The sequence below is a fragment of the Paenibacillus sp. FSL R7-0128 genome, from assembly GCF_038002245.1.
In the GTDB taxonomy this organism is placed as follows: Bacteria; Bacillota; Bacilli; order Paenibacillales; family Paenibacillaceae; genus Paenibacillus_AQ; species Paenibacillus_AQ silagei.
Map to the genome: position 1 here is coordinate 4864476 of NZ_JBBOCD010000001.1, position 24254 is coordinate 4888729.

General features: G+C 54.4%; 20 protein-coding genes. 3 read left to right on the top strand and 17 right to left on the bottom strand.

What is annotated here, in order from left to right; genetic code table 11:
• Positions 1–442: 442 nt before the first annotated feature.
• From proB to proC, 3 genes are read left to right on the top strand one after another with little or no spacing between them, the layout of a single operon-like run.
• A complete protein-coding gene (gene proB / locus NST26_RS20485) occupies positions 443–1546 on the top strand; it encodes a glutamate 5-kinase (protein ID WP_340979715.1) in 1104 nt (367 codons plus the stop codon).
• A 59-nt stretch (positions 1547–1605) separates the two neighbouring features.
• A complete protein-coding gene (locus tag NST26_RS20490; RefSeq protein WP_036727212.1) occupies positions 1606–2853 on the top strand; it encodes a glutamate-5-semialdehyde dehydrogenase in 1248 nt (415 codons plus the stop codon).
• A 30-nt stretch (positions 2854–2883) separates the two neighbouring features.
• Positions 2884–3750 carry a pyrroline-5-carboxylate reductase gene (gene proC, locus NST26_RS20495; protein ID WP_036727214.1) on the top strand — a complete coding sequence of 289 codons (867 nt, stop codon included), beginning with the start codon at positions 2884–2886 and terminating at the stop codon, positions 3748–3750.
• Positions 3751–4076: 326 nt separating this feature from the next.
• On the opposite strand, the gene NST26_RS20500 is transcribed toward proC, so the two are convergent.
• The 17 genes from NST26_RS20500 to bshA all read right to left on the bottom strand — a co-directional run bounded on the left by NST26_RS20500 (position 4077) and on the right by bshA (position 24162).
• Positions 4077–4844 carry a DnaD domain-containing protein gene (locus tag NST26_RS20500; RefSeq protein WP_340979716.1) on the bottom strand — a complete coding sequence of 256 codons (768 nt, stop codon included), beginning with the start codon at positions 4842–4844 and terminating at the stop codon, positions 4077–4079.
• Between the two features lie 23 nt (positions 4845–4867).
• On the bottom strand, positions 4868–6163 hold the full coding sequence (gene asnS / locus NST26_RS20505; protein ID WP_340979717.1) for an asparagine--tRNA ligase: 1296 nt from the start codon (positions 6161–6163) through the stop codon (positions 4868–4870).
• Between the two features lie 21 nt (positions 6164–6184).
• The gene (locus NST26_RS20510; protein WP_036727221.1) at positions 6185–7393 is read right to left on the bottom strand and encodes an acetate/propionate family kinase; all 1209 of its coding nucleotides are present in this window, start codon (positions 7391–7393) and stop codon (positions 6185–6187) included.
• Positions 7390–8262, bottom strand: coding sequence for a 3-hydroxyacyl-CoA dehydrogenase family protein (locus tag NST26_RS20515; RefSeq protein WP_173128977.1), 873 nt, complete (start codon positions 8260–8262; stop codon positions 7390–7392). Before NST26_RS20515 ends, NST26_RS20510 begins: the two co-directional genes overlap by 4 nt.
• Positions 8263–8394: 132 nt before the next feature.
• Entirely contained in the window at positions 8395–9897 is a 1503-nt protein-coding gene (locus tag NST26_RS20520; protein ID WP_036727224.1) for an AAA family ATPase, read from the bottom strand.
• Positions 9890–10432 carry a hypothetical protein gene (locus NST26_RS20525; RefSeq protein ID WP_340979718.1) on the bottom strand — a complete coding sequence of 181 codons (543 nt, stop codon included), beginning with the start codon at positions 10430–10432 and terminating at the stop codon, positions 9890–9892. The genes NST26_RS20520 and NST26_RS20525 overlap by 8 nt, the downstream gene beginning before the upstream one ends.
• 718 nt (positions 10433–11150) lie before the next feature.
• The gene (locus tag NST26_RS20530; protein ID WP_076079203.1) at positions 11151–11672 is read right to left on the bottom strand and encodes a cell wall elongation regulator TseB-like domain-containing protein; all 522 of its coding nucleotides are present in this window, start codon (positions 11670–11672) and stop codon (positions 11151–11153) included.
• A 29-nt stretch (positions 11673–11701) separates the two neighbouring features.
• The gene (locus NST26_RS20535) at positions 11702–13003 is read right to left on the bottom strand and encodes an amidohydrolase (RefSeq protein ID WP_340951689.1); all 1302 of its coding nucleotides are present in this window, start codon (positions 13001–13003) and stop codon (positions 11702–11704) included.
• Positions 12993–13643, bottom strand: a complete 651-nt coding sequence (locus tag NST26_RS20540) for a redox-sensing transcriptional repressor Rex (protein ID WP_036698060.1) — start codon at positions 13641–13643, stop codon at positions 12993–12995. The genes NST26_RS20535 and NST26_RS20540 overlap by 11 nt, the downstream gene beginning before the upstream one ends.
• Positions 13644–13792: 149 nt before the next feature.
• Entirely contained in the window at positions 13793–16654 is a 2862-nt protein-coding gene (gene dinG / locus NST26_RS20545) for an ATP-dependent DNA helicase DinG (protein WP_340951687.1), read from the bottom strand.
• Between the two features lie 115 nt (positions 16655–16769).
• The gene (locus NST26_RS20550; RefSeq protein WP_036727236.1) at positions 16770–17408 is read right to left on the bottom strand and encodes a tetratricopeptide repeat protein; all 639 of its coding nucleotides are present in this window, start codon (positions 17406–17408) and stop codon (positions 16770–16772) included.
• 114 nt (positions 17409–17522) lie between these two features.
• Positions 17523–17906 (bottom strand): aspartate 1-decarboxylase, encoded by a 384-nt coding sequence (panD, locus tag NST26_RS20555; RefSeq protein ID WP_036727238.1) that lies wholly within the window; start codon positions 17904–17906, stop codon positions 17523–17525.
• Positions 17899–18789, bottom strand: coding sequence for a pantoate--beta-alanine ligase (panC, locus tag NST26_RS20560; protein ID WP_340951684.1), 891 nt, complete (start codon positions 18787–18789; stop codon positions 17899–17901). Before panC ends, panD begins: the two co-directional genes overlap by 8 nt.
• Position 18790: 1 nt before the next feature.
• The gene (panB, locus tag NST26_RS20565; RefSeq protein WP_340951681.1) at positions 18791–19657 is read right to left on the bottom strand and encodes a 3-methyl-2-oxobutanoate hydroxymethyltransferase; all 867 of its coding nucleotides are present in this window, start codon (positions 19655–19657) and stop codon (positions 18791–18793) included.
• Between the two features lie 978 nt (positions 19658–20635).
• The gene (locus tag NST26_RS20570) at positions 20636–21436 is read right to left on the bottom strand and encodes a biotin--[acetyl-CoA-carboxylase] ligase (RefSeq protein ID WP_340979719.1); all 801 of its coding nucleotides are present in this window, start codon (positions 21434–21436) and stop codon (positions 20636–20638) included.
• Positions 21429–22994, bottom strand: coding sequence for a CCA tRNA nucleotidyltransferase (locus NST26_RS20575; protein WP_340979720.1), 1566 nt, complete (start codon positions 22992–22994; stop codon positions 21429–21431). Before NST26_RS20575 ends, NST26_RS20570 begins: the two co-directional genes overlap by 8 nt.
• A gap of 10 nt (positions 22995–23004) precedes the next feature.
• On the bottom strand, positions 23005–24162 hold the full coding sequence (gene bshA / locus NST26_RS20580) for an N-acetyl-alpha-D-glucosaminyl L-malate synthase BshA (protein WP_036727254.1): 1158 nt from the start codon (positions 24160–24162) through the stop codon (positions 23005–23007).
• Positions 24163–24254 lie beyond the last annotated feature (92 nt).

Consider the following 24254-nt stretch of genomic DNA (forward strand, 5'->3'; position numbering starts at 1 on the left):
TTCAATCCACCTCCTGGTAACTGATTATAAATACTTTACCCGTTCCCCTGAAGGACAACCAGGAAATCCGCTCCCTGCCCCAGCAGAAAAATATTCGTCCAGAGCTCTTTGCAAACCCTGCTTCCCCATGGTATTCTAAATGACAAATAGTGAAACGTGCTGACGGGACCAGTAAGAATGGACGTATATTCGTGTGCAGAGAGTAAATTCCTGAAGGCTGGGAGAATTTACCGCGAAGGTCATTCTGAATCCTACCCCTGAGCGGCCTGCCATGCAGGACGGATACTCCCGTTATGAGAATGAAGTCGGATGAACCCTCATCAATGAAGGTGGTACCGCGGAAGTTAATCAAGCTTTCGTCCTTTGCTAAGTCTAAGGATGGGGGCTTTTTGTCATTTCCGGGTGTTACAGGCATATCAATTCGAGAGGAAAGTGAAGGACAATGACGTCAAGAATTGTGGTCAAAATCGGCAGCAGCTCACTCACAGGTCCCGAAGGCGGCCTTAATCGTGAGGCGGTCGCCTTCTTCGCCGCCGAGATTGCAGCGCTCCGCAAGGACGGCTGTGAAGTGCTGCTGGTCACCTCCGGGGCGGTCGCAGCCGGCTTCCGGGGCATCGGCTATGCTTCCCGCCCAAGGCTGCTGCATGAGAAGCAGGCGGCGGCGGCGGTAGGACAGGTTATGCTGATGCAGGCTTATCAGGAGGCCTTCGCAGGCCACGGTGTACCCACTGCTCAGATTCTCCTGACCCGTACGGACTTCTGCAGCCGCCGGGCCATGAACAACGCCATGATGACGGTTGAAGAATTGCTCCGCCAAGGCGCCGTGCCCGTGTTCAACGAGAACGATACTGTATCGGTGGATGAGCTGAAGTTCGGTGACAACGATACCTTATCGGCGCTGGTTGCCAATCTGCTGAAGGCCTCGCACCTGCTGGTGCTGACCGATATGGACGGCGTCTACAGCGGCGATCCCCGCAAGCACCCGGATGCTGTGCGGTATGAGCACATAGAAGAGATTACGCCTGAGATCTATGCCATTGCAGGCGGTGCGGGCTCAAGCGTGGGCACCGGCGGCATGCGCTCCAAGATCGACGCGGCCAAGATCGCCACGCGGGGCGGCGTTCCGGTCTTCGTGGGCCAGGTTAAGGAGCCAGGGGATTTATCACAGGCCGCAGCAGGGACGGGCAAGGGCACTTATTTTGCCACCACACTCTCCTCTCTGCCGGTCAAAAAACAGTGGCTGGGCTTCATGTCTACCCCGCTCGGATCACTGTATGTCGATGACGGTGCTGTTGAAGCGCTGCTCCACGGGGGCCATAGCCTGCTGCCGGTCGGGGTTAGACGGATTGAGGGAAGCTTCCATTCAGGGGATGTCGTCGAAGTGCTCGGCCCGGATGCGAAGCTGCTTGGGCGGGGCATCGTCAATTATGATGATAGCCAGCTCCGCAGCATTCAGGGGCTTCCGAGCCGCGAGATTGTGCCCAAGCTCGGTGAAGTGCACCGGCTGGAGGTGATCCACCGGGACGAATGGATCACACTGCGTTAATCTTGCACAACCTATTGTATATCCATATGCCAACATAATTTTTTTGAGGAGGAATTGCCATGAGTGAAGTGGTTAACAAGACAACGCTGGCCAAAGCAACCACAGGGGTACTCGCAAGCCTGACTACCGCCCAGAAGAATGAAGCCCTGCTGGTGATGGCTGCCGCCCTGCGTGCCGAAGCTGATTACATTATTGCCGCCAACGCCGAAGACCTGGAGCGCGGCCGGTTGAACGGAACACCGGAGTCGATGCTCGACCGGCTGGCCTTGGATGCGGGACGGATTGACAGCATAGCCGAAGGCTTGCAGCAGATTGCCGTTCTGCCTGATCCGGTTGGAGACAATCTGGAGACGATCGAACGGCCAAACGGCCTGCACATTGAGAAGGTAAGGGTTCCGCTTGGAGTCATCGGCATTATCTATGAAGCACGCCCCAACGTCACCGTTGACGCTGCCGGACTGTGCCTTAAGACCGGCAATGCCGTGGTGCTGCGCGGCGGCTCCTCCGCCCTCTCCTCCAACCGTGCCATTGCCGAGGTGCTGCACCGCGCACTTGCAGGCACCGCCCTTCCGCCGGATGCCTTGCAGCTGATCGAAGATCCTAACCGTTCCTCCGTGGATGAAATGCTGAAGCTGAACGGACTGCTGGATGTGATCATCCCGCGCGGAGGAAGCTCTCTGATTCAGAATGTGGTTCTGAACGCCACCGTACCGGTTATTGAAACAGGAGCAGGCATATGCCATACTTATCTGGATGCAAGTGCCAATCCGGAAATGGCCCGGCGTATTAGCGTGAATGCGAAGGCCCAGCGGCCTTCGGTCTGCAATTCAATGGAGACACTGCTGGTTCACCGTGCTTACGCCGAAGAACACCTCGCCGCACTTGCCGAAGCCTTCCGCGAGGCCCGTGTGGAGCTGCGCGGCTGCCAGGATACCGTTGCTCTTATCCCTTGGGCTGTGCCTGCCACACCAGAGGACTTCGCTACAGAATACAACGATTATATTCTAAATATTCGTATCGTTGACACCCTGGAAGAGGCTCTCGGACATATCGCGGAATTCGGCACCAAGCATTCCGAATGTATTGTAACTGAAGACGCGGCGAATGCTGCACGCTTCCTGCAGGAGATTGACGCTGCAGCGGTATATCACAATGCATCTACCCGGTTCACGGACGGCTTTGAGTTCGGCTTCGGTGCCGAGATCGGCATCAGCACCCAGAAGCTCCATGCCCGCGGGCCAATGGGACTGCCTGCATTGACTTCAAGCAAATATATGATTCACGGCTCCGGCCAAATCAGGGGTTAACTCACTCAACTTATAGGGGGACTGCCAGCCATGTGCCAGCAACCAGCAATTCCGCTCATCAATCATAATATCGTTTTTTACGGCGCAGGCTCGATGGCTGAGGCCATTGTGCGGGGATTGATCGCCCGGAATGTAGTGGAATCGGGCCGAATTATTATGCTGAACCGCAGCAGCAGCGAGCGCCTGGCTGAGCTCCGCAGCCGGTACGGCGTGCTCGGCTATAATGCTCCCGAGTCCAAGCTCGAGGCTCTGCGCACTGCGCCGGTCATCGTTCTAGCCATGAAGCCCAAAGACGCTGCTGAAGCGCTCCGTTCACTCGGACCGCTGCTGTCGCCGGATCAGCTCGTCATCTCCGTCATTGCCGGGTTGACCATCCGTACGATGCAAGGCTTACTGGGTAATCCGCAGCCTGTGGTTCGCACCATGCCGAACACCTCTAGCTCCATCGGCCTTGGTGCTACCGGGATTGCCTTCTCCAAGGAGGTTGGCGAAGACAGCCGCCGTACAGCGCTTAACATCTTCGAAGCGATCGGCCTGACGGCGGTCATTGACGAAGAACGGATGGAGACCTTAACAGGGATCTCCGGCAGCGGACCGGCTTACATCTATTACATGATGGAAGCGATGATCGCTGCCGGTATCCGCGGAGGGCTGCCGCTTGCGCAGAGCCGTGAGCTGACCGTCCAGACCGTGCTTGGCGCAGCCCGGATGGTACAGCAGACCGGTGAAGAGCCTGCCGCCCTGCGCAAAAAGGTCACCTCGCCGAATGGATCTACTCAAGCGGCCATTGAAGTGCTGGAGCGCGGCGATTTCTTCGAGACCGTCATTTCCGCCGTCAACCGCTGTGCGGAACGTTCCCGCGAGATGGGCTCGGCTCTGGAGCAGGAGCTGCACTAATTTTTCGGCCTAGTTATTGATAACTTTCCACATTACAAACAGCCCGCAGTCCCTTCCATATGAAGGGACTGCGGGCTGTTTGCGGGTTGTGAGGCATAATTCCGCCAGCTTCAAGTGCATTTATACCCTTCATTTTGCTCATCAAGCCACTTTTGCTGAATTCAATGGCACTTCAGCCCCTCACCCCCGATCCCCGCCCACTCTCGGCCAACTCATTAGCAACAAAAGTAAAAAAAAGTGCCCCTTAAGCCACATACATGACTTAAGGGACACCTTAACCGGCCGGGACTTGCCCTGGACCGGCGTATATCACTAACTCGCTCCGCTCATCTGCCTCCGCCCCGGAATTTCTGGGAATAGGCTTTGACATCCTGGGCATTCTTCACCCGGTTGCGGGCCCATTCCAGCAGAATGCGGTCAATGTAACGGAAATGAACCTTTCCTGCAAAGACCGACTCCTTCAGCGCGAGCAGAATCAGCTCCTCGGGATAGCGGTCTTCATCCACCCAACCGGAAATAGATTCACATTCCATGGGGGACAGCGGACGTCCGAATTCCTTCTCGAAAATGCTGAACAGACTCCGTCCGTCTTCTGACTCCTTGTCAACCGGCACAGCCGGGCGGCCATAGCCGCCGTCCGGTGCGGTAGCCCCGGAGTGATGAGCCACTGCCCGGGCCCCCGGCTCCCGCCCGCTCTGGCCGGGCTTCTCCTGGGCATTCTCCCGCGAGAGTTCTGCCAGATAAGCTCCCAGCTTCGCGTACAGGCCGGAGAAGTTATAGCGCTCATAATGGATGTCCCTCAGCTCGTCGTTTTCTCCGTCGATGCTGATGAACCCCTCCTTCATGAGCTTCTGCAGCTCTCCGGCAATCACCGGAATACTGCGCCCGGTTACTGCCTGCAGCTCCTCCAGGGAAGGGAAATCAATCCCCTCTACCTGTCTGAAGGAGAGCAGGTGAATCAGCAGCATGGATTCACTGCCGGTCAGATTCAGCTTCCGGTAATATTTCAGGAGTGCATAAGGAATGACGGCCATTCCGTTCTCCAGGCCGAAGGCTACGCCCTCGCCCCAGGTATTCCAACCTTTTCCGTCCATACTTAAGCCCCCTTTCCCTATTCTTAAGGGTAAAGACGGTACAGTGTACGAGGGAAGGCAATCGTCTCACGGACATGGTCCAAACCGCAGATCCAGGCTACTGTTCGCTCCAGCCCCAGACCGAAGCCAGAGTGTGGAACCGTGCCGTAGGTGCGCAGATCCATGTACCATTTGTAGGTGTCCATCGACAGGTTATGTTCCTTGAAGCGGGCTTCCAGCAGCGCCGGATCATCAATACGCTGTGATCCGCCGATGATCTCCCCGTAGCCTTCAGGAGCGATCATATCCGCACACAGCACCACTTCAGGACGTTCAGGATGCGGCTTCATATAGAAAGCCTTGAAGGAAGCCGGATAGTGGGTAATGAAGACCGGTCTGTCGCTCATCTCGGCAATCGCCGTCTCATGAGGAGCCCCGAAATCATCGCCCCAGGCAATTTCGTAGCCCTTTTCATTCAGGAACTTAATCGCATCGTCATAGCTGATACGCGGGAATGGTGCTTTGATGTTCTCAAGCTTCGAGACATCGCGGCCCACTGCTTCCAGCTCGGCGCGGTAATTCGTAAGCACGGACTGCACGACAAAGCTGATGAAATCCTCCTGCACGCATAAGCTCTCTTCATGATCGGTGAAGGCCATTTCCGGCTCAATCATCCAGAACTCGATCAGGTGGCGGCGGGTCTTGGATTTCTCTGCACGGAAGGTAGGGCCGAACGAATAGACGCGTCCCAGCGCCATGGCTGCGGCTTCCATATACAGCTGCCCGCTTTGGGTCAGATAGGCGTCTTCATCAAAATACTTGGTGTGGAACAGGTTGGTCGTGCCTTCTGCTGACGTTGGGGTCAGAATCGGCGGGTCCACCTTCGTGAAGCCGCGCTCATTGAAGAACTGCTGAACCGCGCGGATAATCTCCGCACGAATGACCATTACCGCCCGCTGCTTGGAGGAGCGCAGCCAGAGATGACGGTGATCCATCAGGAAATCGACGCCATGCTCCTTGGGAGTAATCGGGTAATTCTCGGTAATATGCAAGACTTCGATTCCTGTAACCGTCATTTCAAAGCCTGACTGGCTGCGGGGCTCCTCGCGGATAATTCCGGTCACGTACAGCGAGCTTTCCTGGGTGAGGCTCTTGGCATCATCCCAGACCTGCTCAGGGACTTCCGATTTCACCACAACCCCCTGGATATAACCGGTACCGTCGCGAAGCTGCAGGAACTGAATTTTACCGCTGGAGCGCTTATTGTTGACCCAACATCCGATGACAACACTCTCTCCAACATGCTCATTCACGTTCTTGATCACACTCTTGTTAGCCATGCCTAAGATCTCTCCTCTAATTTAGCCGTTAATTCCTTGCACAATACTGTAAGTATCGCGTGCAATGACAAGCTCTTCGTTTGTCGGAACCACAAGTACCTGTACCTTGGAGTCTGCCGTGGAGATGCGGCGCGGATCGCCGGAGCGAACCTTGTTGGCTTCTGCATCCAGTTCAATTCCGAGGAACGTAAGATTGTTCAGTACTTTTTCACGCAGGAGGGAAGCATTCTCGCCCACACCGGCTGTAAACACGATTACGTCTACACCGTTCATGGCAGCTGCGTAAGAACCGATATATTTACGCAAACGGTACTCGTACATTTCAAAAGCAAGCGTTGAGTTAGGCTCGCCTTTCTCCGCACCGTCAATAATATCACGCATGTCACTGCTCACGCCAGAGATTGCCAGAAGTCCGCTGTGCTTGTTCAGCATGGAGTTCACTTCACCGACAGACAGTTCTTCCTTATTCATTACATAAGGAACAATTGCCGGGTCAAGGTCACCGCTGCGTGTACCCATCATCAGACCTTCAAGCGGAGTCATCCCCATCGAAGTGTCAACAGAAATGCCGCCGTTAACTGCAGTTACGCTGGCACCGTTACCGATGTGGCAGGTGATAATTTTGAGGTCGCCAAGCGGACGGTCCAGATACTCAGCAGCAGCTTTGCTGACGAAATCATGCGAAGTACCATGCGCACCATAGCGGCGGACTTTGTATTTGTTGTACAGCACTCTAGGAATGGCATACATATAAGAACTTTCAGGCATGGTCTGGTGGAAAGCAGTGTCAAATACCACAACCTGCGGCACACCCGGCATATTAATTTCAGACGCGGTAATCCCCATCATCGCAGCAGGATTATGCAGCGGCGCAAGGTCGAAAAGCTGGCGGATCTTCGTCTTCGCATCTGCATCCACAAGAGCGGAAGCCTTGAAGAATTCCCCCCCGTGTACTACACGGTGTCCCACAGCATTGATCTCGTCAGTAGATCCAATAACCCCATGTTCCTTGTCGGTCAGACAAGCAAGCACTTTACGGATCGCTGTATTGTGTTCCAGAATTTCGCTGACTTCAGTTACTTCCTGTTTGCCGGTTGGCTTGTGGTTCAGAATAGAGGAATCCATCCCGATACGTTCTACCAGACCCTTGGCGAGCACAGATTCATCGGTCATGTTGTACAGCTGATATTTCAATGAGGAACTGCCGGAGTTAATTACTAAGATATTCATACACGGTCACCATCCTTGTCATACTTGAAGAAGCCTTCGCCCGATTTCGTACCCAGTTGTCCTGCACGCACCATCTTCTTGAGGATTGTCGAAGGACGGTACTTGAGCTCGCCGTATTCACGGAACATGTTCTCAAGTGCGGCAAGAACAGAATCCAGACCGAAGCGGTCTGCCATTTCAAGCGGCCCGTTCTGGAACTGGTAGCCGATGCGCATAGCGTCGTCAATATCTTCGGGAGAAGCGACACCTTCCTGCAGGACATGCATAGCTTCGTTGATGAACAGGCAAATGAGGCGTGAAGATACAAATCCGGGGGATTCGTAGATCATAACGCCTTTTTTCTCAACAATCTCATCGACAAAGGCTTTAGTATCTTCAAATGTGCTGTCCGAGGTTTTCAGACCGCGCACGATTTCAACCAGATCAACCTTACCTACAGGGTGTATGAAGTGCATGCCGATAACGCGTTCCGGATACATTGTAGAGCTTGCAAGCTCAGTCAAGCTAAGCGTTGACGTATTGCTGGCAAGAATAATGTGGCTCGGACACACCTGATCGAGCTGATTGAATACCTTTTGCTTAGCTTCCAGATCTTCAACGATGGTCTCAATGACCATATCGCAGGAGCTCAGTTCAGCGAAGTGTGTAACCTTCTGGATACGGGCCAGGATGAGCTTCTTCTCCGCCTGGGTAATCGCCCATTTCTCCAGCTGCTTGTCGAGACTGGTCTCGATCATTTCGTAGGAGTAGTTCAGCCGTTCTGCAGTTTTTTCCACCAGCATGACATCCAGGCCTTTGGCTGCCAGCATTTCAGCAATCCCTTGTCCCATTGTGCCTCCGCCGATGACACCGATCTTCTTAAAATTCATGTAAAAGTCTCCATCCTTTCAGGTATCTATACTTCTGTATTGTACCTTGTCTGTCGAAAAAAATAAGTAGCCCGACATATAATGATATCTTAGCATGTCTGAAAAGTAAAAAAAAATAACCGGCATAAAGAATTATGCCGGTAAAAGGACACTGTCACGAAATTGACAACGAAATTGCTCTCCGGAGAGGACTTCTTCCTTCATTAAAATGTCAAGGGAGTAATCAAATATATTTCTCTGCTTGTCCAGCAGGTCATTTGTGCGGATCATAAGATCATCCAGTATTTTACTGTTTTCCTTCATTAATTCTTCGGTGGTAACCATTTGCAGATTCGCAATACCCAGCGAAGTGAGCCCTGACTTCATCATGGTCTCCACGATATTCAGTGCCTGATCGAAGTCTCCACGGGAACCGGTACTGCGTCCGCCGTAATACATCTCTTCGGCAGCCGCTCCTCCAAGAGCAATCATGATCTGGTTCTCCAGGTAATCCTTCGTGTACAGATACTGCTCGGTCTGCGGATTATGCCGGACATACCCTAGAGCCTGACCGCGCGGGGTCAGTGTGACCTGGCTAACGCTTCCGGGACGCAGCAGTTCAGCCATAATAGCATGTCCAAGCTCATGGATCGCTACCCGCTTCTTCTCTTCATGGTTGGTCTCACGGTCGGTCTTCTCACCCATCATGACCTTGTCGATCGCCATCGACAGATGACGCTGCTCTACCAGGGTCAGATTCTCGCGCATCATGTAGATCGCGGCTTCGTTCATCACGCTCTCCAGCTGAGCACCCGAGAAGCCGTAAGCTTCTTCGGCGATTTTATCCAGATCCACGGTATCATGCAGCGGCTTGTTCTTGGCATGCAGGTCGAGAATCGACTTGCGGCCCTTCTTGTCAGGCATATCCACCTGAATATGGCGGTCAAAACGCCCCGGGCGCAGCAGCGCAGAATCAAGCATCTCCTTGCGGTTCGTTGCGGCTACCAGCAGAATGCGCGGGGTATCGTTGTTATAAATTCCGTCCATCTCCGTCAGCAGCTGATTGAGGGTCTGATCATATTCACGCTGTTGTCCGCCTTCGCGCTTCCCGCCGATGACGTCGATTTCATCAATGAAAATAATGGCGCTTTGCTTATTCTCCTTGAGTGCGCGTGTGCGGGCATCCTTGAACAAATCGCGTACGCGTCCCGCACCCACACCGACATACATCTCAACGAATTCACTACCCGAGGCAGCTACAAACACGGAGCCCGTATAATGTGCCGCAGCCTTAGCCATCAGCGTCTTTCCTGTTCCCGGAGGACCTGTAAGCAGAATTCCCTTGAGCGGGCGAATCCCGAACTTGCTGATTTCTTCATGCCGGATCAGGAAGTCCAGCGCTTCACGCAGCTCCTGCTTGGCATTGTCCTGTCCGCCGATCTCTTCAAAGGTCAGCTTGGAGGGGCCGTTCTTCTTGCGCTTCTTATCTGCACCTGCATTAACCGTCAGACCGCCGCGGGCATGGGCAATGAACAGGAGCGCGGCAACCATGCCCAGTGCTATGATTACAGGGAAGATATTGATCCCCACAAAAGCCATAAAAATCAGCATGACCGGAACGAATCCGGCTACAACCTCTTTCCAGTACTTAGGCATTGTTCCACACTCCCATCTTGGCTGCTGCACGCGGCAGAATGATAAATTTGCTCTCTGTGCCGTTGCTCAGGCTTACATATACATTATTGTCGTCAATCTCTGTGGTAGCTGTAACCCCGCTGTACTTACTGTCCTGCTCCTTCAATCCGTCCAGCTTGGCTGGTATCAATGTATACTTCCGGCTCTCCATCGCTTCTGCTACAGAGAACATCGCTTTATCCCAATACTCATCCAGCAGTTCACTCGGCTTCTGTTCCACATCCAGCTTCAGGGTCCGTCCGTCAATAGCAGTGCTGCCTTCTCTTGATACATACTGCACCAGTTCACGTAATTTCGTGCCCGGCTGCAAATCCAGTTTCAAAGTGACCTCATTGCGTTTAATAGTAATATGGGAATCCTTCACTCCCTCGTAGGATGATACCAGCTTCTGTAGCGGCTCCTGCACCGCGAATGTACGGTAAGAATACCAGCCACCAAACAATAATGCAGCAGACAGCAGAGACGTTAGCAGTACAGGCACAAGACGAAGTTTCAAGAAACGTCCTCCTCTCAATAATGACCGAGCATAACTCTACAATAAAGACCAGCCAGCGTGTCTAGCGCCCATCCGAGACTGACATGCTCTTAAGCATGTCTTAGTACAAGTAGTAGTATATCATAGGTGTATATACGATTTTACATAAAGTTGTGAATATATTTAAAATTTTTGATACTAATTTCTGGATGTTTCATGCGCTTATCATTTTTACCCGGTCAATCTTCAGTTTGGAGTCCGCTTGATTTCAGCCATCATATATTCCGCAAAATCAGTTAATTCGCGCGGTTCATAGCCTTCGGCGACTGCCGCACCGCTATATTCCTATTCCGCAATTATTCGGCAGACTGTCATGAAAGGCTACGCTACGCCTGGCAAGTCTATGATTGACCTCTGCGGACAGCTTGTCCTCTACGACAATGAGCAGATCAATGTCGCTTGAACCCGGTTGAAAACAGCCCGATGTACATGAATGGTACTGCAATCTATATATACTGGTATATGTACATATTGACAACAGAGCAGTAGGGAGCAGCTCCGATCAATGCCTCCCCTTTATTAAGTAAGCCACAGATCCTGGTGTCCCTCAAGTCCATGAACAGCTCTAGCCTGTTCTCTACTCGTATATAACACGCCAAAAAAGCGGGAGTACAGTATCACTGTATCTCCCGCTTCTAAATATAGTTCAAGCCTGAACGCCCGGCCGCTTAAAGTGACGCTAGCGGTTCGGCAGACTGTACCCCTCACCGATGGCGCTGCCATCCTTGAAGCGGTAAAAATTATAATAGAATCGCCCGTCTTTTTTGTAAAATAGCTGCCAGGCATATTCCCCGTTGTATACACCGGGCAGCAGCCGTTCGATCGTAATGTCCGGCAGCTGGGCGGCTATGATTCCGCGCATTTTCTCTTCTGAGGTGCCATTGCTCAGTTCCTCAGCATACAGGTCGTTGTCGCCTCCGGCAGGCTTGCCCTCCAAGGTGAAACGGACCCACACCATCAGCTCGGTCCCTGCTTCATTTTTACCGGTCAGCACCCAGTAGATCTCATTCTCATTCCAGACAGATTTCTGGGCCTTGGTTACCTCTGTTAGTCCGGCACGCGCCCGGGCCAGCTCCTTGGCCTCACTCCGCTCGTTCCACTGGTCCTTCATAATGTAGGCATAGAACTGGCTTAGTCCGAACAGAAGGAGCAGCACCACGGTAATCCCCAGCCAGATCCATTTTCTCCTCTTCTTCTTCACCACGCTGCTTCCTTTCCCGTTCCCTTGAATTACCGTTTAAGCAGGCTCTCGAACGTCTCCTGTGCTTTGCGGCGGATGGCTTCTTCATCAAGTGTCAGGCATTGTCCATGCTTCACAACCTGCTGGCCGTTCACCCATACATGCTCTACATCCTTGGCACTTGCCGAATATACGGCATGGGAGAGCAGATCGGTATGCGGCAGCAGATGAGGCTGGTCAATATCAAGTGCGATGAAGTCGGCCTTCATTCCTGCTGCAAGCCGGCCCACCCCGCTTAGGAAAATAGACTGCGCCCCATACTCCGTAGCCATCAGAAGCGCCTCAGGAGCCGGTACCGCTGTAGGATCACCGCTTACGCCCTTGTGGATCAGAGCCGCCAGCCGCATCTCTTCGAACATATCCAGATTGTTGTTGCTCGCCGCACCGTCTGTCCCCAGAGAGACCTTAACCCCGGCTCTCAGCAGCTCAGGAACACGGGCTACCCCGCTGGCCAGCTTCAGGTTACTACCGGGGTTATGCGACACGCCAACGTTATGGCGGGCCAGGATCCCGATCTCTTCATCGTTCAGATGAACCCCGTGGGCAATGAGCGAAGGACGGGTGAACATCCCGAGCTTCTCCAGATGCGCGACCGGACGCAGGCCGTAGTCGGCCACGTTCTGTTCCACTTCATGGCGCGTCTCGGACATATGGGTGTGTATTGGCAGGTCTAGATCATGGGCAGCCTGCACAAACTTCATGAAAAACTCTGGAGGACAGGTGTACGGGGCGTGCGGTGAGAGCATGGTCGTAATTCTGCCGTCAGCCTTGCCGTGCCAGTTACGGGCAAAAGCAATCGCCTCAGCAAGCTTCGCTTGCTGTACCTCTTCCGGGCACAGCCCAATTACGCCGCGCATCAGCACAGCACGAATACCGGACTGCTCCGTTACTTCCGCTACCCGGTCCATATGATCATACATATCGAGGAAGGTGGTTGTGCCGCCCTTCAGCATTTCCAGTACAGACAACGAGGTTCCCCAATATACATCATCACCAGTGAATTTCTCTTCCATCGGCCACATCTTCTCCTGCAGCCAAGTCTGAAGCACCATATCGTCGCCGTATCCGCGCAGCAGTGACATGGCCGTATGCCCATGGGTATTGACCAGACCCGGCATGAACAGCAGACGGCTGCCGTCTATGACCTGTGCACCATCCTCCACTACCGGCTCAGCTTCACCTATGTAAGTAATCAGATCATTCTCCAGGGACATGTACCCGCTCAGTACCGGCTTGTCACTGCCCGGAACCAGGAAGTGCCCATTCTTGATTATCGTGATCTTACTGCTCATCTTCAGCCTCATCCTTTCCATCATGCAAATAATAGGCCAAGCTCTGCAGATCTGTGGTGAAATCTGCGGCATGAATCCGGATATTGGCAGGCGTCTTGAGAATAACCGGTGCGAAGTTCAGAATCGCTTCGATACCGGAATCCACAAGAATATCGGCTACGTTCTGGGCTTCGCTGTCAGGCACGGTAATAATCCCGATCCGGATGCCCTGCGAGCGGATGGTACTGCTTAGCTCCTCCATCGGCTGCACAACCAGCGAGTTGATCTGCTGGCCCACCTTCGGCGGGTAGGCATCGAAGATGGCAGTAATCTTCATCGTATCCTTCAAGTAAGCGTTGTAGTTAGACAAAGCATGACCGAGGTTACCGGCTCCAACCAGTGCAACATTAATTTGCTGGTCAAGCTTCAGGATATGGCGGATCTTCTCAATCAGATAAGATACATCATAGCCGATGCCTTTTCTGCCAAAATCACCGAAATAAGCCAAATCCTTACGGATCTGGGCGGGATTTAGGTCAAGCTTCTGGCCCAGCTCCTGAGAAGAGACTGTGGAGATTTCACGTTTTTGGAGATCGTTCAGGAAACGCAGGTACACTGGGAGCCTGCGCACGACGGCCTCCGATATTTTATCCGATTTCATGTATTCTCCTCCTTAAAAGTTTTGTTAGCCTACACTTCATTCCGTACAATTATAGCAACCGTGCCCCGCCGCCTGCCGGAGTGGCAGGACAGGCGGGAACGGATCTTCAGGATAATCATGACTTATTAATAATAGCAATAGCAGATGAATTAGGAAACCCCGCCGTCATCCAGCCATTCGGCAATTCTCGGGACCATCTGCTCGGTGAGCATATGCTCCATCTTGGGACCGGGGAGCGAGTACAGAAAGTACTTTCCGTAATGCGATTCAATCACTCTGGTATCGTACACAATTACGATGCCCCGGTCCTGCGCCGTGCGGACCAGCCGCCCGAAGCCCTGCTTGAAGCGGATGACAGCCTGCGGCACGGACAGCTTCATGAACGGATTCTTCTTCTGTGCCTGAAGCAGCTCTGACTTCGCTTCTGCCAGCGGGTGATTCGGCGGCTGGAACGGCAGTCTGACAATCGCCAGGCAGGTCAATGCTTCTCCAGGGATATCCACCCCTTCCCAGAAGCTGCTGGTACCCAGCAAGACCGAAGCCGGGCTGTCCTGGAAGCGGCGGATCAGCTTGCTCCGGCTGCCGCCTTCCACACCTTGTCCGAGTACCGCGATATCCTGTGAGGCAAGTGCCTCCTTCAGCGGTTCATACACCTGGCGCAGCATCTTGTAGGAGGTGAACAGCACCAGCATCCGCCCCCGTGTTGTTACAGCTGTCTCAGCAAGGGAGTGCACGAGGGTGTCCACAAAGCGGGCATCCCCAATACTCCCCTTGACGCTCGGGAAGTCCCGCGGAATGACCAGGAGAGCCTGCTCACGATACTTGAATGGCGACGGAAGCAGTGCAGTCATCAGACGCCGCTGCTCTGCAGCCTCGCCAAGACCCAGGTTATCAATCATGAACTGGAAGGATTTATCCACGGATAAGGTGGCCGAGGTCAGGATAATGCTCTTCTTCTTATCGAAGAACAGCTCCCTGAGCTGGGTGCTGACATCTACAGGAACAGCATACATTTGCAGCGACTTGCCCTTATAATTACCGCTTCCCTCCAGCCAATACACGATATTCTCATCGTTCAGACTCATGAAGAAGCGGATCTGCTCTCTAATGGATGCCAGATCCTTGAATAACCCGCCGATATCGGTCACAAGACTGTCTGAGGAGGATTGGCTGTCCGTGTCACGCATCTCACTGAGCATTTTGTCGCCCTTGCGGATGATATCGCTCAGACTGAGGTTCAGTGTATTCTCAAGGGCAGCCAGCTCCTCCCAATCCTTCGGCTTCTTGCCCGGCTGCAGGCGTGCCACCAGCTGGCCTGCTTCACCGGCCCCTGCATCGCTGCGCTCGGGCAGCAGGCTGAAGAGCCGGTCGCTGAGCGCATCCCAGGACTCCTTCACCGTCAGCAGATCGGGATAGATCCGGTCGATCACGCCGCTCCATTCGGAAGCCTGCTCACTGCCCGAAGACTGCAGACTCTGGCGGAGGGCAGGCAGCTGCCCGCTCCGGCTATCCTTATAGAGTCGGGTGAGGGTATGGGCGAATGTGAAATATTTCATCTGCATGCCAAGATGCTTGCCGGCAATATCCTCCAGATGATGGGCTTCATCAATTACAAGATGGTCGTACGCCGGAAGAAGCTGATGCCCGGCTTTGACATCTGCGAACAGCTTGGAATGATTGGTGACCACCACATCGGAGATCCCGGCTTCATGCTTGGCCCGGTGGTAATAGCATTTGCGGAACCACGGACAGGCGCGTCCCAGGCAGGAGTCGGTATCACTGGCCACCGTCTCCCAGAAATCGCCGCCCCGTCCGCTTAAGTTAAGCTCCTCATCATCGCCGGTCGTCGTCTGAGTCAGCCAGACAAGCATTTGCGCAGCGGTGAGCGCTTCTTCCCTTGGACTCGTAAAGTCCTTTTTGTTCATTCTATGTTCGAACTTGCGCAGACACAAATAGTGCCCTCTTCCCTTAAAGATGGAGGCCTTGAACGGGAACGGCACAACGCTGGTTAAGAGCGGAATATCCCGCTCCCGCAGCTGGTCCTGAAGGTTAATGGTATGCGTGCTGACCATCACCTTCTGATCGCTTTTCACACTATGGTAGATGGCCGGAAGCAGATAACCCAGCGATTTGCCTGTGCCTGTTCCCGCTTCAATCAGCAGATGCTTGTCCTGCTCAAGCGCTGTAATGACCTCATGGATCATCAGCTCCTGGGCTTCTCGGCTCTCATACTGGGGAAGAACAGCCTTCAGCCGCTTGGTTACCTCATCCATATATTCTTCAAAGGTAATATTCTCCAGCGGATTGACGCTTCCTTCCTCCCGTGGCGTAGCCAGCTCTGCCCAGTCCCCCACAGCCAGCGCAAGCTGGCGGTAGAAGCTCAGCTCACCTTCCGGCTGAAAGGTCTCCATCTCCCGCTCCCGCAGCAGTCCGTCGAAATACCAGGCCAGATCACTGTCTTCGTCCGCGAACAGCTCATTCAGCCGCTGAATCGTCAGCAGCGGCAGACTCTGCAGCTCTTCCAGACATTTGAGCAGCACAATAGCCGTGGCAAGCGCATCACTGTCCGCCTGATGGGGACGGTCATGCGTAATGCCGAAGTGGCTGCTTACCGCGCCAAGCTGATAGGTGCTCAGCGAGGGAAAGCATATTTTGAGAAAATCGATCGTATCCAGAATCCGCCCCTGAAACGGCAGGTAGCCGCAGCGGTCCAGCGCATTCTGCAAAAAATGAAAATCAAACGCGACATTGTGTCCGACGAGGACTACATCATCCAGCAGCGGCACCAGCTCCATCATCATCTCATCGAGCTCCGGCGCATCCTGTACATCGCTGTCTGTAATTCCGGTCAGGCCCGTAATAAAAGGAGGAATTGGCGCTCCGGGCTTGACATAGGAACCATACACCCGGGAGATCGTCCCGTCTTCTTCTATAATGGCAAGGCCAACCTGGATGATCTCTCCCACAGATTGGGTTCCCGTAGTTTCAAAATCAAGCACGGCAAATTTCATTATAAGTTCTATTCCCTTTCACTTGAGACTCTTTATCAGCATAACAGAAGTTACGAAAAAAGGCGATGCACACCCCGGGAAGTGGGGCGCATCGCCTAAAGAAACCGAGGATAAATTATAAAAGCGAAACCAGCTGATGGCCAAACTCCAGCTTCCCGCCCCGTCTGCGGCACACCTCCAGATTCACGTTCGGCTCCGGCAGATCAGGATCATGCAGCAACGACAGGCTGAACAGCTCACTGGCTTCATTGAAGCGTTCCTGGGAAGCCCGGATACAGCCCAGAGCATTATAGATCATCGCCTTCAGCTTCACCTCACGGATCAGGCCCAGCATGTGATTCAGATGTCCCCAGGCGGTATCGCCTTCTCCCTCCTGCAGATAAGCCATGGCCAGATACAGGCGGGCAGCGAGGCTGTCCGGATATTGTGCCGTAACCTCCCTGAACTGTTCAATGCACTTGCGGTACATCAGCAGCTTATAATAGCCCTGGCCCCTGACAAAAGCATCCATCCCAAGCTCAGGGGCCTCCTCTTCCGGCAGCTCCTCCGGCTGAACCTGAAAATCCGCCTGTTCCCGGAACTCGCTTAGCTTCTCGGCGAAGACCAGCCATTCGTCCATTACATTATCACTGATGCGGTGGAGCATATTATACTTGGATAAAAGATCGCTTCGGCGGGCACCCTCCGCAGTAGGATAGTCGGCTTTGATCTCCTGGAGCATCTTGTTCATCTCAGCAAATAAATGTTGAAACACCGGACATCCCACCCTTACTGATAATGAAGTCAGCTTAAGCTTGCCTTACTTCATTATCAGCAAGTACAGGGGTCTTCATCCCTGCCATTGATTACATGGCTCAAAGCTCAGAATTCAGGCAATCGTCGCATGAATCTCATGATCCGCCAGCTTCACCGGCTTGTTGCCCGCATCAACGAACACTACAGTCGGCTTGTGTGCCGCCAGCTCCTCGGAGGACATGACAGCGTAGGATATAATAATCACTGTATCGCCAGGCTGTACCAGACGCGCCGCTGCCCCGTTCAGACAAATGACGCCGCTGCCGCGCGGACCTGGAATGACATAAGTCTCCAGACGGGAACCGTTATTATTGTCCACGATCTGCACCTTCTCGTTCTCCAGCAGGTCTGCGGCTTCCATCAGATCTTCATCAATGGTAATGCTGCCCACATAATTGAGATTGGCTTCAGTGACCGTTGCCCGGTGGATCTTGGATTTCATCATATGTCTAAACAAGAGCGTGTGCCTCCTTAGGAATAAATACATTATTATCAATGAGACGGGTTCTGCCGAACTTCACGGCCAGAGCCATTATAACCTCTCCGCCCGCATCCGTCAGCCTGCTGCCGCCTTCCAGCTCTTCCAGATCAGGGAAGGTTAGAATCTCCGCATAATCAATGACCGCAAGCGGCGATTCAGAAATGACCGAGACCAGCAGGGCCCGTGCTTCATCTACCGTACGAATGCTGCCCTCTTCCATAGCCTGGCGCACCTCGCGCAGGGAACGAGACAATACCAGTGCCTGTCTGCGCTCCTCGCTGCTCAGATAGACATTGCGGGAGCTAAGCGCCAGCCCATCTTCCTCGCGCACAATGGGACAGGCGATAATATGCACGTTCATGTTAAGGTCAGACACCATCCGGCGGAGAACCGCTACCTGCTGGGCATCCTTCAGTCCGAAGAAGGCGTAATCCGGCTGCACGATATGAAACAGCTTGCTGACCACAGTAGTTACTCCGTCAAAATGTCCCGGACGCGAAGCGCCGCAGAGCTGTGACGTAAGCGAGGAGACCGATACGCCTGTACGGATCGGCTGCGGATACATCTCTTCTACACTTGGGATGAACACCAGGTCCGCACCTTCACGTTCAGCCAGCGCCAGATCACGCTGCTCATCGCGCGGATAGGAAGCAAAATCCTCATTCGGGCCAAATTGCAGCGGATTGACAAAAATACTCATCACCACCGTGCCGCTCTTCTCCCCTGCCTTACGCAGCAGACTGGCATGTCCTTCATGCAAATATCCCATGGTAGGCACAAAACCAACAGGGCCATGGCCCCCTTGACGCATATATTCGAGCGCTTCGCGCAGTTCAGCAATCGTTCGGATCACTCTCATTTTATTTCACTCCTTTGCCGGCATTGCCGTATAAAGATTCCAGAACGGTCTCGTCCGCGCTAAAGACATGCTCTTCCGCAGGGAACGAGCGGTCCTTCACTTCCTGAACGTAGCTGGTGATGCCTTCACGAATTAGAGTGCCTACATCGGCGTAGGTTTTGACGAACTTTTTCTCCCGGTAAGGCGAGGCATACCGCAGGACATCATGAAATACCAGAACCTGTCCGTCACAGTAACGCCCGGCACCGATGCCGATGGTCGGTATGCTGACAGCCTTGGAGATGGCTTCTGCCACTTCCTCCGTGACCAGCTCCAGTACAATGCCGAATGCCCCGGCTGCTTCCAGTGCCTTCGCTTCGTCCATCAGCCGCTGCGCATCCTTGGCATCCTTCCCCTGAATCCGGTAGCCGCCGATCATATTGACCGACTGCGGGGTCAGGCCGATATGGCCGAGCACCGGAACTCCGGCTGCTACTACAGCCGACACTGCGGAGCAGATCTCAAGGCCGCCTTCCATTTTGACCGCATGGGCCTGGCCTTCCTGCATCAGTCTGCGCACACCGCGCAAGGTCTCATCCACGCTTCCGTGGTAGGTCATGAACGGCATATCAGCCACTATAAAAGTATTAGGCGCCCCGCGCTTCACCGACCGGGTATGGTAGACCATATCCTCTATGGTAACCGGCAGCGTGGTGTCATAACCAAGCACGACATTCCCCAGGGAATCACCGACCAGAATCAGGTCGATTCCGGCTTCCTCCGCCAGCAGGGCTGAAGGGTAGTCATACGCGGTCAGCATGCTCAGGGGCACCCCGTCCGTTTTCATTTTTTTCATTTTGACAATATTCAGTGCGTGTTTGTCTGCCATGTCGCTCTCATTCCCCTTTTCCATAAAATACGCGGTATCCGCGCAAACAAAAAAACCCTTTAGCATGGTCCGCTAAAAAGGTCCGAAGGGCAAAAAAGAGTCACTCGCGATCGTCCCTTCTGTCTCGGTCCTTACGGCTCAGAGCAGAATCCAACGTAACCGTTACATCCAGTTATGAAGGTACATCCGGTAAATAGGTGTCCTGTTAAAAGATACAATTGCGTGAGTACAGCTCGCCATGCGATGCCGCCTCATGAGGACAGTATACCAAAAAAACACAAAAATAAACACCTTAAAATATGACATGGCCGCTCCCGTGGTCGTGAGGAGCGGCCTTGTTGACAATTTTCGAACTATATAAATTGCAAAATAATTTCAGAATGTGATGGTTGTGACTCCAGAGAAGTTTTGGGCTTCCGGCCGCTGTTGTCCCCAGATTCCCTGATTTAAACCGCTGTTCGCGGTAGAAATCCGGTGACTAGCTTATGCTTACGATGCGAGCTTTCCTACGGAAAGCTTTCAGGCGGACGCTACCGCTCCTACAGCTCCAAAATTCCCCTCCGCCACTTTTCCCTATCTGTTTAAACATTCTAAAATCCTCTAAAATGGGGCAGTTCCAGCCACCTAGTAGTTCATCAGATCTATACGTATGAGAAATACTTTAACTAATGGCTTGCTGAGGGTTTACCTCACCCTGATTAAGGTGCACGGAGTAGTCTTAGTTGTAATTTGTACAACTAAATCGCCGGATGTGCTGCCGAATCTCTGTTTAGTTGTATTTCCTGCAATTAAAATGCCTCTATTTCTGGATTTTCGCCAATCCGAGCAAATTTAGTTGTACAGACTACAATTAGAAGAGGAAGTCTACCCGTTCCACTGTTTTTAGTTGTACAGAATACACTTATCCCTATTTTTTCGCTACGAACGTAGCTTCATCCCTTTATGGAATGAAATCACTTGTTCAATTCTGATGGTCTACTAGATCATTTCAATTTCTCCGGACAGTACGCTCACTACCTCACCCGATTCGTTACGCAGCAGCAGCCCGCCGTTATCGCTCAGTCCGACAGCAGTGGCTTCGGTGCGGCCTTGGGGAGTATTCACGTATACCTTACGCCCGAGTGTCACCGACATGGACTCCCACAGCTCCTTCACGGGCTGGAAGCCTTGCTCCATATATACATGATACAAATACTCGAGTTCCTCCAGCACGGCTTCCGCAAGCCTTGTGCGGTCTACAGGAATGCCCCCGCCTTCGATCAGCAGCGATGTACCGATCCCGCGCAGCTCCTCCGGATAGTCTTCCTCCGTCAGATTGGCAGCGATGCCGATACCGGCGATGCAATAATGCAGCCCGCCTTCGCGAAGCGAGGATTCCAGCAGGATTCCGCAGATTTTGCGGCCGCCGGCCAGCAGGTCATTCGGCCACTTGATGCCGGCCGGCACCCCGGTAACCTCACGGATGGCTGTGCAGACAGCCACTCCGGCGAGCAGCGTCAGCTGCGGAGTTAAGGCCAGCGGCAGAGCTGGACGCAGCACCAGGCTCATCCAGATTCCTTTGCCGTGGGGGGAGTGCCATTTACGGCCCATCCGCCCGCGCCCGCCGGTCTGAGCTTCGGCCATGACCGTTGTTCCCTCCGGGGCGCCGCCCTCGGCGAGTAGTTTGGCTTCCTCCTGTGTGGAACCGACAGTATCCAGCCGCTGAATGCCTTTGGCCCAGCCGGGAACGAACGCCTCCCGCTTCAACACACCGGAATGCTGCGCATGACCGCTATTCATCTCTATCCATCCTTTGCGCTGCTTGCAGCAGTAATTGGTTGTCATTGGCAAGGTCACCTGCCGCGACAGCCAGAAGAAGCTGGTTCAGCAATACGCCCAGCCACGGGCCGGGACGCTTCTCCAGCGCCGCTGTCACCTCATGGCCGCTTACCGCCAGCTCAGCGAGCGTGCGGATCGGCATCTCTGCAGTCCAGGACCGCAGGAGGCTGGTGGTGACAGGGGGGATGGAGCTTGCCTTTGTAGGCGAGTCAGGGACGGCTGCCGATGTGGCGGGTGAGACTGGAGCTGTGGCAGGGACGCCTGCCGATCTGGCGGGTGCGCCAGCATCTGCGGCCGGGACGTCCTCCGCCGTGGCGGGTGCGACTGGAGCCGTGGCAGGGACGCCTGCCGATCTGGCGGGTGCGCCAGCATCTGCGGCAGGGACGTCCTCCGCCGTGGCGGGTGTGACCGCGGCTGTGGCAGAGACGCCTGCGGCCGGGCCGCGCGCACCTGCGCTAACAGCGGACGCGGCGTCAGGCCCCGCCGCCTCAAGCAGCGTCAGCCACCCTTCGGCGGCTGACTGGCCATGGCCCAGCACGGCGGCGATCCACCGCCGCCGCAGCCGCTCCCCGGCGCCGGAAGCCTCCGGCCGCGCCGAGGACAATGCCGCGTCCCAGGCTTCGCGGACGCGGAGCACGGCGACGATGCCAGTGCGCGTCGCCCCGGGGAACGTCCATGCCCGCAGGAGCTCGTCGGCGCACTGCGCCGACGATCCCAGGGCATGCAGCAGGAGCGCCCAGCGCAGGCGGGCGCTCTCCAGGTTCCCGAGACCGGCGAGGCGGGCGGCGGCAGCCGCCAGGTCCCGGCCGGTCCAGGGGAACGGCGCTTTGCCGCGCGGCAGCAGGCCGCTGCGCAGCAGGAGCCCCAGCCCGCGCTGCGGGTGCGGGCCTTCCAGGCTGCGCTCCACCTCGGCGCGCACCCGCTCCACAGCAATATGCGCCAGCTTGTCACGCTGGCGCAGCAGACCGCGCCAGGTATTCTTCGCAATCGCGAAATCCAGCACGGAAGCAAAACGTACGCAGCGCAGCATCCGCAGCGCATCCTCCTCGAAGCGTTCCTCCGCTTCGCCTACACAGCGGATCACGCGGAGCTTGAGATCCCGCTCCCCCCCGAAAGGGTCAATCCGCCCGCCGTCAAGGCCGCAGCAGATGGCGTTGATCGTGAAGTCACGGCGGCGGAGATCCTCCCGCACATCCCTGACGAATACGACATGCTCCGGACGCCGGTGATCGGCATAGCCGCTCTCCGTCCGGTAGGTCGTAACTTCCAGGCTGTAGCCCTCCTGCAGCACAGTGATCGTGCCATGCGCCAGTCCGGTAGGGACGCAGCGCGGAAACAGGGCCATCACCTCCTCCGGCAGTGCGGAGGTAGTGATGTCTATATCATGCACCGGACGGCCCAGCAGCTCATCGCGCAGGCAGCCGCCGACGAAATAAGCTTCATGGCCGCCTGCCACTAGGCCTGCAACAACAGTCCCGGCGGCTTCAGCCATGCCGGGTGGTGCCATTCTCCATTCCATATCGTACTCCTTACCCCAGAATCGGGTCTAATCCGGATACCTTGCGCCCGAGCACACGGTAATAAATATCTTCATATTGATTGGTGATCATATCTCTGCTGAAATCATTACAGGACCGCTCCAGGCATGCGCGCCGGAAGCTCTCAGCCATCGCCTCATCCGAGAGCAGCCGGACGGCATATTCTGCCATCGATTCCGTATCGCCGACTGGCGCAAGGAATCCGGTCTTGCCATGCTGAATCAGCTCCGGAATCCCACCAGCCTGCGAGCCAATGGTCGGAACGCCGCAGGCCATCGCTTCCAGGGCGACCAGCCCGAAGCTCTCCTTCTCAGAAGGCAGCAGCAGCAGGTCCGCCAGCGAGATCACCTGGGCAATCTCGTCCTGCTTACCCAGGAAACGGACATGATCGTCGAGGCCCATCTCGCTGATCTTGGCTTGAATCTTCGGCAGGTCAGGGCCTTCGCCGACCAGCAGCAGCTTGGAAGGCACCTGCCGGTTCACCTTGGCGAACACATCCACCACATCACTCACCCGCTTGACCGGGCGGAAATTGCTGATATGCATCAGAATCTTCTCATCCGGGGCCGCGAAGTCGCCGCGCAGATCCGTTACATCCCGGGGATAATAGACACGCTTATCTACGAAATTATAAGTCAGATCAATTTCACGCGTAATATCAAGCGCCTTGCGGGTCTCCTTGATCAGATCACGGGAGACTGCGGTCACCGCATCACTCTCGTTAATGCCCAGCCGGATCAGATCCTTCAGGGATTCATCCTGGCCCAGCACTGTAATATCCGTACCATGCAGCGTGGTAACCACTTTGATATCATTACCAAGGATCTGCTTGGCCAGAAAAGCACATACCGCATGCGGAACCGCATAATGCACATGGAACAGGTCCAGATTTTGCATTTTGGCTACCTGCGCCATCTTGGTCGCCAGCGCCAGATCATATGGCGGATAGCGGAATACATAATAATCGTTAACCTCTACCTCATGGTAAAAGATATTTTTCTGAAACGTTCCCAGCCGAAACGGGATGCTGTGTGTGATAAAGTGAACCTCATGGCCTTTTTCAGCCAATAGTTTGCCCAGTTCAGTTGCCACCACGCCCGAGCCGCCTAGAGAAGGATAACAAGTGATGCCTATCTTTAGCCGCTCCATAGCTCCGCCCCTTCAATTTTAACTTAAGTCTATTACTTCAAGTAACGATATGAATTAATTATAGTTGTTTTCCGGGCGTTGTCGAGTGGCAA